The organism is Microcoleus sp. D3_18_C2 (assembly GCF_036702395.1).
Classification (GTDB): Bacteria; Cyanobacteriota; Cyanobacteriia; order Cyanobacteriales; family Microcoleaceae; genus Microcoleus.
Genome location: NZ_JAUBTG010000038.1, coordinates 1 through 14,518, shown reverse-complemented (window position 1 = coordinate 14,518; position 14,518 = coordinate 1). Strand labels below are relative to the sequence as shown.

The 14,518-nt window shown below is 47.5% G+C and carries 12 protein-coding genes; 9 read left to right on the top strand and 3 right to left on the bottom strand.

Annotation, left to right across the window (positions count from 1 at the left end; all coding sequences use genetic code 11):
• Positions 1–80 precede the first annotated feature (80 nt).
• The 5 genes from QUA88_RS20335 to QUA88_RS20315 all read left to right on the top strand — a co-directional run bounded on the left by QUA88_RS20335 (position 81) and on the right by QUA88_RS20315 (position 8,806).
• The gene (locus tag QUA88_RS20335; RefSeq protein WP_445243032.1) at positions 81–449 is read left to right on the top strand and encodes a DUF433 domain-containing protein; all 369 of its coding nucleotides are present in this window, start codon (positions 81–83) and stop codon (positions 447–449) included.
• Between the two features lie 16 nt (positions 450–465).
• A complete protein-coding gene (locus QUA88_RS20330; RefSeq protein WP_333055337.1) occupies positions 466–1,281 on the top strand; it encodes a PD-(D/E)XK nuclease family protein in 816 nt (271 codons plus the stop codon).
• A 118-nt stretch (positions 1,282–1,399) separates the two neighbouring features.
• Positions 1,400–3,976: a DHH family phosphoesterase gene (locus QUA88_RS20325; RefSeq protein WP_333273474.1), complete on the top strand. Its 2,577-nt coding sequence runs from the start codon at positions 1,400–1,402 to the stop codon at positions 3,974–3,976.
• A gap of 481 nt (positions 3,977–4,457) precedes the next feature.
• Complete coding sequence (locus QUA88_RS20320) at positions 4,458–6,761, top strand: serine/threonine phosphatase (protein ID WP_333259968.1); 2,304 nt, start codon at positions 4,458–4,460, stop codon at positions 6,759–6,761.
• 803 nt (positions 6,762–7,564) lie between these two features.
• Positions 7,565–8,806 (top strand): protein kinase domain-containing protein, encoded by a 1,242-nt coding sequence (locus tag QUA88_RS20315; RefSeq protein ID WP_333055333.1) that lies wholly within the window; start codon positions 7,565–7,567, stop codon positions 8,804–8,806.
• A gap of 144 nt (positions 8,807–8,950) precedes the next feature.
• Here QUA88_RS20315 and QUA88_RS20310 read toward each other — a convergent pair whose 3' ends face one another.
• Positions 8,951–9,169: a DUF4327 family protein gene (locus QUA88_RS20310; protein WP_193973492.1), complete on the bottom strand. Its 219-nt coding sequence runs from the start codon at positions 9,167–9,169 to the stop codon at positions 8,951–8,953.
• Between the two features lie 469 nt (positions 9,170–9,638).
• Positions 9,639–9,776: a hypothetical protein gene (locus QUA88_RS20305; protein ID WP_333055332.1), complete on the bottom strand. Its 138-nt coding sequence runs from the start codon at positions 9,774–9,776 to the stop codon at positions 9,639–9,641.
• A 32-nt stretch (positions 9,777–9,808) separates the two neighbouring features.
• On the opposite strand from QUA88_RS20305, the gene QUA88_RS20300 reads away from it, so the two are divergent.
• Positions 9,809–10,789, top strand: coding sequence for an aspartate carbamoyltransferase catalytic subunit (locus tag QUA88_RS20300; protein ID WP_333055331.1), 981 nt, complete (start codon positions 9,809–9,811; stop codon positions 10,787–10,789).
• Positions 10,790–11,069: 280 nt separating this feature from the next.
• Here QUA88_RS20300 and QUA88_RS20295 read toward each other — a convergent pair whose 3' ends face one another.
• Positions 11,070–11,474, bottom strand: a complete 405-nt coding sequence (locus QUA88_RS20295) for an SH3 domain-containing protein (protein WP_333055329.1) — start codon at positions 11,472–11,474, stop codon at positions 11,070–11,072.
• Between the two features lie 636 nt (positions 11,475–12,110).
• Here QUA88_RS20295 and QUA88_RS20290 point away from each other — a divergent pair.
• The 3 genes from QUA88_RS20290 to QUA88_RS20280 all read left to right on the top strand — a co-directional run bounded on the left by QUA88_RS20290 (position 12,111) and on the right by QUA88_RS20280 (position 14,082).
• Positions 12,111–12,602, top strand: coding sequence for a molybdenum cofactor biosynthesis protein MoaE (locus tag QUA88_RS20290; protein WP_333055327.1), 492 nt, complete (start codon positions 12,111–12,113; stop codon positions 12,600–12,602).
• Between the two features lie 93 nt (positions 12,603–12,695).
• Entirely contained in the window at positions 12,696–13,355 is a 660-nt protein-coding gene (locus QUA88_RS20285) for a sigma-70 family RNA polymerase sigma factor (protein ID WP_041622468.1), read from the top strand.
• A gap of 139 nt (positions 13,356–13,494) precedes the next feature.
• Entirely contained in the window at positions 13,495–14,082 is a 588-nt protein-coding gene (locus QUA88_RS20280; RefSeq protein ID WP_333273469.1) for a zf-HC2 domain-containing protein, read from the top strand.
• The last annotated feature ends 436 nt before the right edge of the window (positions 14,083–14,518 follow it).

Below are 14,518 nucleotides of genomic sequence, written 5' to 3'. Positions count from 1 at the left end.
AGAATCGCCCTTAATTTTTTACACACTTATAGCCTCAATCATAACATATAATAAAAATATATCTGCCCTGTTAATCTGCCATGAATCTACAATCTGTTTCGCGTTATGTCGCACGTCACCCTGAAATCTTGCAAAGCGAACCAATTATCGCAGGAACCAGGACTTCCGTTCGGGCGATCGTTGAATTGTGGCGTTTGGGTATTACTCCTGAAGAAATCCCCATGCACTTACCTCACCTGAAATTAGCTCAAATTTTTGACGCGCTGAGCTTTTATTTGGATAACCAAGAAGAAATAAATACTTATATTGAGCGCAATCGAATTCCTGAAGAATTGATTCATCCTGCTGTTAAAGCTGCAATGAGAAAACAACTGAAAGTATTGGAATTGTTCGGTACTATTGACTGCGACGAAGATTCTAACTACAAGCAGCAGCAACAAACAATATGAATATCCTTAAATAAAAATGCTCCGACTCTCCCAAACCCAACTCAAAATCCTCGAAGAATGCCCCCGCAAATTCCAACATAGCTACCTCGAACTCCTAGCCACCACCGCATCCCCAGAACACAAAGAAAAACTCACATGGGGAAGCCACTTTCACCTATTAATGCAGCAGCGAGAACTCGGACTTCCCATTGAATTCATCATCCAACAAGACCCCGAACTGGGACGCTGTGTGGCAGCATTTATCAACACCGCACCCGAACTTTTCGCCAATTCAGAAAATAGCGATAGAATTTTCCGCCAAGCCGAACACCCCCGCACCCTAATTTTCCAAGACTACCTATTCACCGTTATCTATGACTTGCTAATAGCCGAACCAAACGCCGCCCAAATTCTCGACTGGAAAACCTATCCCCGCCCTCAAAAGTCAAAATGGATAGCTGAAAGTTGGCAAACTCGCCTCTATTTATATGTTCTAGTAGAAACCAGCGACTATTCCCCCGAACAAGTTTCCATGACATATTGGTTCGTACAATTGCAAGGAGAAGAACCGCCGCAAAAACTCACATTTTATTACAACCAAACAGAACACGATCGCACAAAACAAGATTTAACCAACCTCTTGCAGCAGCTAACCGACTGGCGACAGCGCTATACCGAAGGCGGCGAATTCTTACCCCAAGTAGAAATTAGTTCCAATCTTTGCGATTCCTGTCAATTTGCCACTCGCTGCAACCGCACAACCGACACAAAAATTACCTCACCCGATCTTCTCGCAGAAACTCCTACAGATTGGCTACCAAATCTTGCTATAATCGATGAAATATTTATTTAATTCAAATCTTGTACTATGCAACTATTAGTCGCCCGGTGGGGGCGGGTTTATAGATATTGTGGATGTGAATGAAAGATTGTTGGTGAACCCGCCCCTACAGGAATTAATGAAATAACTTATGACAGAAATACTTCAAAATTTGCCAACTCAACCCCTATCCCAACCCCCAGCTTGGCTGATCCAAGCTGTCAGGAACCACGCACCAGAACTCCCCGGAAACTATGCCGCCGCACTTCTCTGGTATAGAGGAATTCACAACCCAGAACAAATACCCGGTTTTTTAAATCCCAAACTTTACCAACCAGCAAGTCCCTTTGAATTCGGACTAGAAATGAACTGGGCGATAGAAAGAATCCAGCAAGCACGAAACAGCGCAGAAAAAGTCGCAATTTGGGGAGACTTCGACGCCGACGGCATTACCTCAACCTCCGTTTTGTGGGATGGACTGGGAGAATTTTTTACTCAAAACGACCAACTAACTTATTACATTCCCAACCGCTTAACCGAATCTCACGGACTCAATATTGCAGGAATAGATGCCTTAGCCAAAGCGGGAATTAGCTTAATTATTACCTGCGATACCGGCAGTACAAACATCGCTGAAATCGAATATGCGACTAGCTTAAACATCGATACAATTATTACCGACCATCATACATTACCAGACGATCGCCCGCCAGCTACAGCCATTATCAATCCCCGCTACTTTCCCCCAAACCACCAACTATTTAACCTTTCAGGAGTGGGAGTAGCTTACAAATTAATTGAAGCATTATATCACACATTACCGGATATTCCGCAGCGCCCGATCGCAGATTTATTAGAATTAGTAGCGATCGGCTTAATTGCCGATTTAGTCCAACTCACAGGAGACTGCCGCTACCTAGCACAACTCGGAATCGAACAACTGCAAAAACAACTCACAAATCCCACCCGCCCAGGAGTTGCAAAATTGCTCGAACTGTGCAAAAGATCGGGCGATCGCCCAACCGACATTTCCTTCGGACTCGGCCCCCGAATCAACGCCGTCAGCCGCATTCAAGGTGACGCCAGCTTCTGCGTAGAACTCCTCACCAGCCGCGACAAAAAACGCTGCGAAGAACTAGCAAATTTAACCGAAATTGCCAACTCCCGGCGCAAATCTTTACAAAAAGATGTTGCCAAAGATGCCGCCAACAAACTAGCCAAACTCGACCTCTCAACTACTAGCGTCATCGTCCTCAGCGACCCCCAATGGCCCGTAGGAGTATTAGGATTAGTAGCGGGACAAATCGCCCAAGAATACGGCCGCCCCGTGATTTTATTCAGCACAGAAGGAAGCGAACAAATTAACGAAAATTCCCCGGAAACACAATTTATCGATTCCTTAAACCCAGAATTACCAACACTCCCCCAATCCAAAATCCAAAATCCAAAATCTAAAATAGCTAGGGGTTCCGCCCGTTCTGCCAATCAAATTGACCTTTACCAATTAGTCAAAGACCAAGCGCATTTATTGGACAGATTTGGTGGTCATCCCTTCGCGGCAGGATTGAGTCTCCCTGTGGAAAATATCCCCCTATTTACCGATGCGGTAAATCAGCAACTGCGACAACAATACAGCACCGATAGTTTAACAGCCGCCCCCGTTCAAGCAGACCTAAAAATTACTGTCTCCGAATTAGGCAAAGACTTATTTCAAGAACTAAAATTGCTCGAACCGTGCGGTATGGGCAACCCCGCACCCAAATTGCTGATTGAAAACTGCTGGTTTGAAAATCTATGGAATCAAAAAATCAAGGATTTGAAAGGGCAAAAAGTAGAATATCTTAAAACAGAATTTACAATTAGGGATGAATCTACCGATACGGGATTTCCCGGCATTTGGTGGGGACACAATCAAAACGAAGTTCCCCAAGGCCGCTGCGATGTCACCGTTGAACTCGATTTTAATACTTACAAATCTCGGTATGAAGTGCGTCTCATAGCAGTGCGGGAACGCACGGAAGACAATCAAATCAATTCCCCAACTAAAATAGATTGGATCGTAGACTGGCGCAATACAAATAATGATGAAGAGTTGTTAGCAGCCAGCACAAACTTAGAATCTCCAATGCCGATCGACAATCTAGTTTACAATTCCCAAAAGGTCGATCGCGACAACTCGATCGTCCTCAAAGAATGCCCCGCAAGCTGGGACGAACTGCGGATCTGGTTTCGCCAAGCACAGCAAACTCAGAAAAAACTCGCGATCGCCTACACATTACCCCCACTCGTACCCCCACAGCAAATCTGCCAACAGCTAATCGGCATCGCCAAATACCTCAGCCGCACCAAAAAACCCGTCACCAGACAGCAACTCCGCCAGAAACTCGGCATCAGCGACACATCCTTGCAACTAGGGTTCAAAACCCTAACATATCTCGGTTTTAAAATCAATTATCGCGATCGAGCTTTCCACATCACCAGACAACCCGAAACCGCACAGCAGGAAGACGCGCCAAAGCAAATCCCCCAACAGTTATTACATAGCCAATCCATCCAATCCTCAGTGCCAAATTCCCCCATCGCCGCCCGTTTTGCAGCGCAATTCCTAGCAGCAGTATCCGAAGAACAATTCCGGCGGAAATATTTCTGTGAAGTACCCCTTTCCACCATTGTGTCGATCGCCCGAGAAACCGTTTTCCAAGAAGATTCTACAGCAATTCTCTTCTAACTGAGATATTGGACTATTGTCAAGAACAGGCAAGATGCCTGTTCCACAAAGAAGGAATTTTCTTGTGGAACAGGCATCTTGCCTGTTCCTAAACAAGTAATTGAGAATGGTGCAACACATGAGTTCTGACTGACATATTGCACCATTGTTAAGAACGGGCTCTTCGGCCCGTTCCACTCATGAGATAACTTTTATTGTCGGGCCCGCACGCTGTTACCGCCGGTGGGGCTGGCGTTTGGGGCCCTGAAGCGAGAGAGGTTGTTGTAGATGTGGCTTAAGAAGCCTATTCCTGACACCGATGCAACATCTCAGTTCTAAGAAATATCTTACTTCTGAATTCATCCCGATAAAATAAGGCATAGGGCAATGAGAGTTATCCGTTGCGAGTCAGGCCCAAAACTCATAACTCCTAACTCACAGGCCACAACCCAAAACTCCCCACCGCTTTCACTCGATCGCCCATCTCCAATTTAAAACCCCTATGCTTCTCTGTCCCCGCTGCCAATTTGAAAATCCCAATCCAAACAAGTTTTGTCAACAATGCGGAAATTCCCTAATTTACAAACCTTGCCACGAATGCGGTGCCCAAGTCGCTTTTAGCGCCGCATTATGTCAGAATTGCGGCGTCGCAACAGGTCAAGTGTGGCGGGCGATTATCTGCGGTCGATCGAATTTTCCAGCAGTCGAGGCAGACGAGTCCACCCTACCCCCAGCCGAGTTTCCCCAAAAACCAGAGAGGGTTCCAGAAATCGCATCGCGCCAAAACTCTCCTGAACCAATCACAGACGCCATTAAAACCGAAATAACCACCCCAGCCGAACCCCCAATAGCAGTCGCATCAACTTCTCCACAGCCAAGCGACGGCGAATTCAGCAGCACAGAAATTGACCCTGTGGTAGCCGTGGGGGCGATCGTACCAGCATCCTTTCAAACAACCGAAAAAAGCTCTACTACAGCACCAGAGCGCGAAATAACCCCATCTGAGCAGCATTTTACAACCGCACCACAGCCTCAACAAATCCCGGAAGCAACCGAGAACCCCGACAGCCCAAACATAGCTGACATCTCCCCCCCATCTCCAGAATTCCCCATCCCCAATTCAGAATATGTCATCCCTTCCCAGCCAGCAGGAGCTTATTTAGACACTCAGCAGCGCTACCAACTCCTAGAAACCGTGCCGCCGAGAAAACGCTCAGACACAGTAGCAGTAACAGTCTTGGACTGTCAGCCGCTGGAAATGTCACCGCTCAAAGCCATGCTAGCAGCCAACTCTGCCAGCGTCGCCAGACGAACATCCCCCTACACCGCAGCAATCAAAGACGGAGAAAATTCAACCAATCCCGCCTTAGCAGAGCTTTGCCAAGGCATAGCTGAACCTTATCTGGCACTCCGGTGGCAATTCTCTCAAAACCTGCCAGTCATTCACGATAGCTGGTCAGACAACGAACAGGCAGTGCTGCTGCTAGAAGACTGTTCCCAATGGCCGCCGCTGGTAGAACGCTGGAATCAACCCGAAACTTCCACCCAGCAAATTTTATACTGGCTGCACGAAATGACAGAACTGTGGGCTGCCCTAGAACCCTGGCGCTGTCGGCAAAGCTTGTTGGAACTGACAAATTTGCGAGTCAACCCCGACTCTTCCTTTTCTTTGGCTTCTTTGCGGCTGCAATACCTCTATCCCGAACCGGCCGGCTCCAACCTGCAACTGGTAGATTTGGGGCAATTGTGGCAGGTGATATTTAGCCAGTCCGATCATCGCACTCAGTTTGGCGCATTGCTCGAACTGCTGCAACAAATGTACAGAGGCGAGATTAACACAATCGAAGAATTGCGATCGCGCCTAGAAACAGTTCCCCTCGAACTCCAACCCGCACCTTCACCAAGCTCAACCCCGACGCGCAGGCATTACCGCAGCCCCGACGAGTCCCCCCCCGAAGTTGGCGAGGTCTTAACCCAGCCCATGCCACTCCAGATTTATAGCTTAGAAGACGCAGGCCTCACCGATGTTGGCCGCACGCGCGACCACAACGAAGACTTCTTCAGCATCTGGACTCAGCTAAACAAACTCGAAAGCTCCTTCGGTCGCATTTTTCAAACCAAAGGGCTTTACATTCTCTGCGACGGCATGGGCGGACACGACAGCGGAGAAGTAGCCAGTCAACTAGCGGCTGAAACCCTCAGAGAATTCTTTCAAACCCGTTGGGAAAATCAACTACCTCCGGCAGACACCATCCGCGAGGGAGTCCTGCTAGCCAACAAAGCCATCTTTGAAATCAATCAAAAAGACGGACGCTCCGGCAGCGCCCGCATGGGTACAACTCTAGTCGCAGTCTTAGTTCAAGACACCCAATTCGCCGTTGCCCACGTCGGCGACAGCCGCCTCTACCGACTGAGAAAGGGACAAACCCTAGAAAAAATCACCTCAGACCACGAAGTAGGCCAGCGCGAAATTAAGCGCGGGGTTGACCCGGAAACTGCTTATGCCCGTCCCGACGCCTATCAACTAACTCAAGCCATCGGCCCGCGAGACAGTAATTTTCTCAAGCCAGAGGTGCAGTTTTTAGACTTGTGCGAAGATACTTTGTTGATTTTGGCTTCCGACGGCCTGACAGATAATGATTTGTTGGAAACTCACTGGCAGAACACTCTCGAACCCCTGTTCAATCCTCAAGCCGATCTCGACCAGGGAGTTGCCCAGTTGATTGAACTCGGCAACAAACGCAACGGTCACGACAATATCACGGCAATTATCATTCGGGCGCAGGTAGGCGCATTTCGATTTTAGAATTTGGATGCTGCCAACTTTTCCAAAGGTGGCGCTTTCCCCCGTGACTGCCTGGGTTAAACCTCCGATTGTTGCATAGAAAAAAAACAGCTTCTGTCGTTTCCGGGCAAAGCTTTACTTCTCGCTCTGTTTTCTAGGTATCCGGTGTTAAAGCAGCTTCAGCTTGAGTGTTCAAAAACTGATTGCAGACCCATAAGATTGCAGAAAAGCTGTGGAGTACCAACCATTTATCAGTAGCTTTAATTTTGAGACTATGTTCAGGAAATCTACCGAATAAAGTTGCTTGATAGTAAGTGGATTCATCATTCTTGAAAGAGCTTTCACTTACAAAAATAGTTAGTCTAATGAAAAAAAATAAACTAAAATGAAGTTAGTCTGCAGGCGGGCTGATGCAAAATCTGTTTTATACTCGATCGCTATCGGGGCAACGTGGGAAGTGTCTTCTCTACATATATATGTGGGGCTGACATCACAATCTGCTGCTACATCAAATTTACGTAAAAGTTTAGCGATTGTTTACCTAGTTTTTGTTGTGGCAATTGTTAAATCGATCGACTGTTTTTTAAGGAGCGATCGACCCCTCACAAATTTTATGAATAATTGTTCCCCAAAAACTATTTATAAATTCATGGTTTATGAAATCTTTAATCATAATCAGGATATTATAAAGTTTTCCTAAAACTAACGTGTGAAGCTCATAATTAATTTTTAATTTCTAATTTTTCAAAGCCCTACGCCCCTAATCTGTAAATTCCCGCCAACTCTCACTGCCACATTAGGGAGTTCAACCACATCAAGCGAAAATGCTGCTGACTCTTTTAGATCCAGAAAAACAAACCCCCCTGCAACAGTGGAGTTTCCAGAGCGAATCCATTATTCGCATCGGCCGCTCTCCTGAAAATCACGTTGTGATCCCCAATGCTCTAGTGTCGCGGCAGCATCTGGAACTGCAAAGAGTTAATAGCGGGAGATCCAGCCAGTGGTACTTAGTCAATTCGGGGACAAATGGCACTTTGGTTAACGGTATTCTCATGTCTCAGGGTTGGATATCCGACGGTGCCCTGATCCAGTTGGCGCGGGGCGGCCCAATTCTGCATTTCCAAGTGATTACTATTGAACTCGGCGGCAAAATTAAGGCGAACCCCACCGTCAATCTCGTGGCACCGAGATGTACCCATGCGGGAAACCCGCAGGGGAATTTATTCTGCATCCACTGCGGCGAACCGATTAAAGTCGATCGCACGGTGCGCCACTACCAAGTGCTAAGAACTTTGGGCCAAGGCGGTATGGGGACAACGACTTTAGCCTGGGATCGAGAGAAAGCGAAAGCTCAACAACCCGGAAGTTCCCCCGCCGCTTCTCTGGTAGTCCTCAAGGAAATGAATGCTGATATGGCTCAAATCGCCAAAGCTCAAGAACTGTTTGAACGTGAAGCTAAAACTCTCAAGGCCCTCCACCATCGGGGAATTCCTCAGTTTTTTGACTTTTTTGTGGAAGGGGGTAAAAAATACTTGGTGATGGAAATGCTCCACGGCGAGGATTTAGAAAAACGCATCTACAACCGCGGCCCTGTTGCTCCCCAACAAGCAATAGAGTGGATGATCCAAACCTGTGAGGTTTTGGACTACATTCACTCTCAAAAACCCCCGATCGTCCATCGGGATATTAAACCTGCTAATTTGCTGGTGCGCCACCGCGACAATTGCATTACAGTGCTGGATTTTGGTGCCGTTAAAGAAATCGGCACTCCTCCGGGCACTCGCATCGGCGTTGAAGGCTACACCGCACCAGAACAAGACCGGGGACAGCCTCTCCCTCAGTCGGATTTATATGCTATTGGGCCTACTTTAATTTTTTTGCTAACGGCCCAAAGCCCTCAAAACTTTTACGGGAAAATACCGGGAGGTTACGGGTTTAAGCTCGATAATATTCCGACGATCGCCCCCAAGCTGCGGGACACCATTTTGCGAACCACCGCAGCTAAGCCTGGGGATCGCTTTCAAACTGCTCAACAATTAGCTCGAGCTTTAGCAGCTTCCCTTTAATAGAAGTCAGAAGTCATTAGTCATTAGGAACAGAGCAAAGGTCCGAGGGAAGAGGGAAGAATTTAGCAACGGAAATTTATGAAAGAAAATTTACCCGATCGCCTCAAAATTTCTCTCCGACACCCCAGTCCTCCGTCTCCTCTGTTATTCTTCGTCCCAAGCTTCTACAGCTATCAATTCGCTCACGGGGTCTTGCATAGAAAAATCAAACTCTAGCAATTGCTGTTTCCAGTACGGCCATTCGTCGCCGTAAAGCAGAGCAATTTTCCAAATACTGTCTGTGGGCTTGATAATGTCAGACGTGACGAGAGAATGCACCTGACGCTGGAACTTAACCATCGGCTGTATCACCTTCTGGCTCATAATACCTCTTGAATTGTTTAAATCTTGTGTAATTACCACTTCCCAGCGCACACTCTTTATCGCAGTTTCGCCAAGAACAGTCTAGCCAAGATACGTGTAGATTTTAGTCGGGAAGCTACATATTCAACTTGTATCTCAACACTGTTCGTTTTGACAAGGCCCTATAAGCAAGACTGAATAGTCAAGACCGACTTCAAAGAATTAATCATCTGTGAAATGTCGCACTGTATGCTGTCGATCGGCAGTGGAAGGTTTGCCGCCTCAATTGTTTCCACATAGTAGTAGATGCAAGGGCTGCGCTCGGCTTGTTCTGGAAAAGGCTGAGTTTGCGTAGGAGAAACTGCAACTACTGCGCTTTCGCTGCTACAGCGTAATTTCCGCTTTCCTGCGGGTAAACCACACCTGTTTCACCTTCGACGCTGGGTTCGCTGTGAGAGTGGGATGTGAACTACATAAACCGATTATAACTCTACTGACCGCAAAAGCGATCGAAAATTGTTGGATACTGTTGATCGCCACCCCTAAATGTCGATCGAACATTCAAAGGCGACAGCACAGCGGGCGTACCAGCAAGTTCCAAACCCATCGTCCGTCCTGATTGATTCAATCTAAAATCTAAAATCTAAAATCTAAAATTGTATGACTTGGACAAGGCGACACATTCTCACTCTGGCTGATTTTACCTCGGACGAATACGATACGGTGCTGCAAACAGCAGCCAGTTTTCGGGATGTGCTCGGCCGCCGCACGAAGAAAGTGCCGGCCCTGCAGGGTCAAGTGGTCGCGAATTTGTTTTTTGAACCTTCTACCCGGACTCGCAATAGTTTTGAGTTGGCGGCGAAGCGGCTGTCAGCGGATACGCTGAATTTTACCCCTGGAAGTTCTTCTCTAACGAAGGGGGAGACTATTCTGGATACGGCTAAGACTTATCTGGCGATGGGAACGGATTTGATGGTAATCCGGCACGAACAAGCTGGAGTTCCCAGCACGATTGCTTCGGAAATGGATCGCTTGGGGTCAAGAGTCAGCGTTCTCAATGCTGGAGACGGCCAGCACGAACACCCATCGCAAGGTTTGCTAGACTTATTTACTATTTGTGTTCTGTTAGATAACGAAAATCCGCGGCTGGAACTTTTAGCGGGCAAAAAAATTGCTGTGGTGGGCGATATCTTGCATTCGCGGGTGGCTAGGTCTAATATTTGGAGTTTAACGGCTTCTGGGGCAGAGGTTCATTTGGCCGGGCCGCCGACTTTGCTACCGCTGTTGTTTGCTGAGTGTGGCGATGGTAGGGAAGGCAAGTTATTTTTGCACTGGCAGCTTGAACCTGCTTTGGCCGATGCTGATTTTGTGATGACTTTGCGGCTGCAAAAGGAACGGATGAGCGACCATTTGCTGCCTAGTTTACGAGAGTACCATTCTTTGTACGGGATTACGCGCGATCGACTGAAACTCTGCAAGCCGGATGTGAAGGTGTTGCACCCAGGCCCAGTTAACCGCGGCGTGGAAATTAGTTCGGATTTGATGGACGATGCCCAGTTTAGCCTGATTTCTCAGCAAGTTACCAGCGGCGTGGCGGTGCGGATGGCATTACTTTATCTAATCGGCGGCGGTAAAGTTTAGGCTGTTAGTTGTTAGTCAATCGATTTTAGATTTTGGATTTTGGATTTTCGATTGACTTGCGCGAGATAAATGCTCTTTCTTGAGGATTTTGGATTTTCGATTTTGGATTGATTCCACGGATAAATCCGGGGGCTTGATACCACCTTTGAAATTCGTGGTCATGAATTTCGGATATTCCATGATTTTCAGGATCGATCGCCTCTTTACAATAATCGTTACCCAGTATGGCCGGGTAACGATTAAAACTCTTTCTAGAAATGTCAAGTGCTCTAGTTAAGAGTTAGGAAAGCCAGGACGCAGATACCCAGCCGCCACCTTTGACTTGTGCCCAGCCGTTTTTGTAACGACCGGTTAATTTTACGTGGTCTCCACGATATAACTTGCCGATTACATGAGAACAGCTACTGGGGCGGTTGCGGATATTCAGTCGGCCCCCATTGGTGACAACTTTGGCGTAGTTGTGATGACCGTGATGGGCGCGATGGCCACAGTGTTTGCGGTAGCAACCTGCGGCCTGGGCTTCGCCACCGACACTCAGAACAGATAGGGCTACTGCCATACCTGCAACGCCTATCCATGCAGAATTAGGAATTTTCAAGCCCAGTTGGTCTAACGACTTGACTTGGAGTTCGGACTCTGGAGATTCATAAGCAACAAAAGAGTGGCTCAATGCTAGTGCTTCCATAGTTTCCTCGTGATTGTTGTTAACCTTTATTGGTGCAGACTCAGGTCAAAACCTCAATTAACAGCCCAAATTATTAACTTATGTTTCATAAAAGCCACAAAATGGCGTTAAGGTCTTGCTTTTGCCGAGTATTGGCTAATTTTCCTGAACCCTGCACAGGTATATCATGTCATTGATGTAGCTTTCCGGAACAAAAAAATAAATAAAGTTTACATCGACTGCTCAAAATTTTGCAGACGCGGATCGGAACTCCGGGCTCAATTAAACTTAACTGTTTCATTCAAAAGGGAACGAAGTTATCGATTGGGGTTGGAAATTGCTTGTACTGAGTTGCGAATGACACTACTTATTTTGGTGCTGATTTATTGAATTGCTACAGCAATATCGGCAGTTAATTCGATCGAACAAGCATCCGGCTCGTCTTCAAGCACGATCTTAATTTGCTTCTGGTCAGTCATAGTGTAGCCGATCGCACTGGTGCAGAAGTTCGGGGCGATGGAGTCGAGCTCTTACCCGTGCTACAAGATGGGTCTCAAGATTAGTCGCCCTATGTCCCCGACAAGAATGCAAGACAAATCCATCGCGACTTGATTTGTGTCAAGATCAATTAACTTCTCCAGCACCAATTCTTTCGCAATGAACTCCTTGGCTGCACTTTCGATCGGCACAATTCCTCAACGCCATGAATCAGACAGCTTCGCCATTACCTTAGCGCCGTTGTCTGTAGAGGAAATATACGCTTTGGCAGATGACCCCGCGAACGGAGCGGTGGTAATGATGAGCGGTACAGTCCGCAACCAAACTGACGGTCAAGCTGTAGTTTCCCTAGAATATCAAGCCTACGAACCGATGGCCGTGAGAGTATTCCAGCAAATTGCTACTGAAATCCGCCGCCAGTGGGCCGATGTCAATCGGGTCGCCATTCACCACCGCGTCGGACACTTGCAGGTAGGCGAAATCAGCGTACTGGTGGCTGTTGGCTGTCCCCACCGGGACTCGGCCTTTGCAGCTTGCCAGTACGCCATAGATACGCTCAAACACAATGTACCGATTTGGAAAAAGGAACATTGGGCCGACGGTTCTAGCAGTTGGGTTAGTATTGGAGCGTGCGAGGTTGTCGGGCATTAGTCAATCGATTTGAGATTTGAGATTGAAGAGGGGAACTTGTTACGATCTCGTAACGTCAAAAAGTGTGGAATGTTCGATGAGCCAATTCCACCGATGAGCGACTTTATTTCCGTGTCCTGGTCTGCGGTTGTGGCGACCGTTCAAAGAGTGCAATTGCCAGCCGAAAAACTCTCTAATTATGACTTGGTGTTGCGGTGTCAGGAAGGAAATCGACCTGAGACCACGGCCTTTTCAGAACTGTTGAAGCGGTATCAGTCCCACGTAGACAGGGTTCTCTATCACTTGGCCCCTGACTGGCAAGACCGAGCAGACTTGGCTCAGGAAGTGTGGATTCGGGTCTACCGCAATATTAACCGCTTGCAAGAGCCTGTTAAATTTCGGGGCTGGCTGAGCCGCATCGCCACTAATTTGTTTTACGATGAGTTGCGGAAGCGCAAGCGGGTGCGAACTCCTCTGTCGCTGGACGTACCTCGTACTCTGGAAGATGGCGAGGTTGATTGGGAAATTCCGGCAGACAGTCCGGGGCCTGATGAAGATTTGACGACGAGAGAATTTTACGACCAGTTGCGGGTGGCGATCGCAGATTTGCCGGAAGTATTCCGCACAACAATTGTTTTGAGAGAAATAGAAGGTTTAGCCTATGAGGAAATAGCCGAAATGACCGGAGTTTCTCTGGGAACTGTCAAGTCGAGAATTGCTAGAGCTCGCCAAAGATTGCAGTTGGAATTGCAAAAATATCTTGATGGTAATTAGCAAGAGTAATTTCAGAGGCGGGTTAAGAAGATTTGATGAAGTTTGCTGTGACATCAAAACTTCTATTTTAAAATATAAATAAGCAGTAAATCATTCTAATAGCGAGTGCGTGATTCCCCAATTAGAGCAAGTGTGAAATATGAAGGGTAACTTTGAATCCGATAAAAATCAAAATCAGCAAGGCGTCGGGGATTCACTCGCCCAAAATCAAGTTAACAACAATTATGCCCAGGGCAATGTAACTACTATGATGCGCGATCGCTTTGAATTGCTAAGTGCCTACCTCGACGGTGAAGTGACGGCGACAGAACGCCGGCAAGTTGAGGAGTGGCTGACAAATGACCCCACTACGAAGCGTTTGTACTCGCGACTGCTGATGATGCAGCAGAGTTTTCAGGCAATGCCGGTGCCTGCTGCACAACAATCTGCCGAGGAGTTGGCGACGAAGGTTTTGCAACGGGTGGAACGCAAGCCGAAACGGACTTGGATTTTGGGTGGAGGTGCGATCGCAGCTTTGTTGGTTGCGGTGGTGTCTGGTGTCGGTGGCGGCCGCCAATTGTTTGCTCCTCAGTTTGCTCGATCGCCTGTTCCTGCTGAATCTGACGGTTTGATTATGGCTTTAAACGAGCCTCTGGTGGAGATGGTTAATCCCAACGATTTGATGCTTGGGGTGAATGCACCGATCGTGGATATTCCCAAAGTTGGTGTAGCAACCCCTCAAAAGTAATGGCTAAAGGCGCAGTAGGATTGCTGTTTTGAGCAATAACGAAAGTTGCTAAGCTCCCTAAAAAAGGGGGCTTTTTGCCGTTTTTCCCAGTTTTTAAAGGTGGATAGATCCTTTGACGCTTTCCTGGCTTTGAATGACGAATTGTGGGGCGATCGTATCTTGATATCGGAGTAGGTAGCGAGTGGAATTAGAGCGGGCGATTCCCTACGGGATAGCTTCGCACGCGCGTACTTGTCACCATTTTTTTTGATATTTGCGATCGGCAACAGCAATGTATCCTCAATTTCCTGCCGCACAGTAGTAGGCTTACAGGTTCGAGCCGCCGAATCGCACGGCAATGGCAATTTACTAAGGATCGCGAATTAAATAACTTACAATTTTAATTGTTATTGTGGGATGGGCGTCCCGCCCGTCCAAAAAGGACGGGCGGGACGCC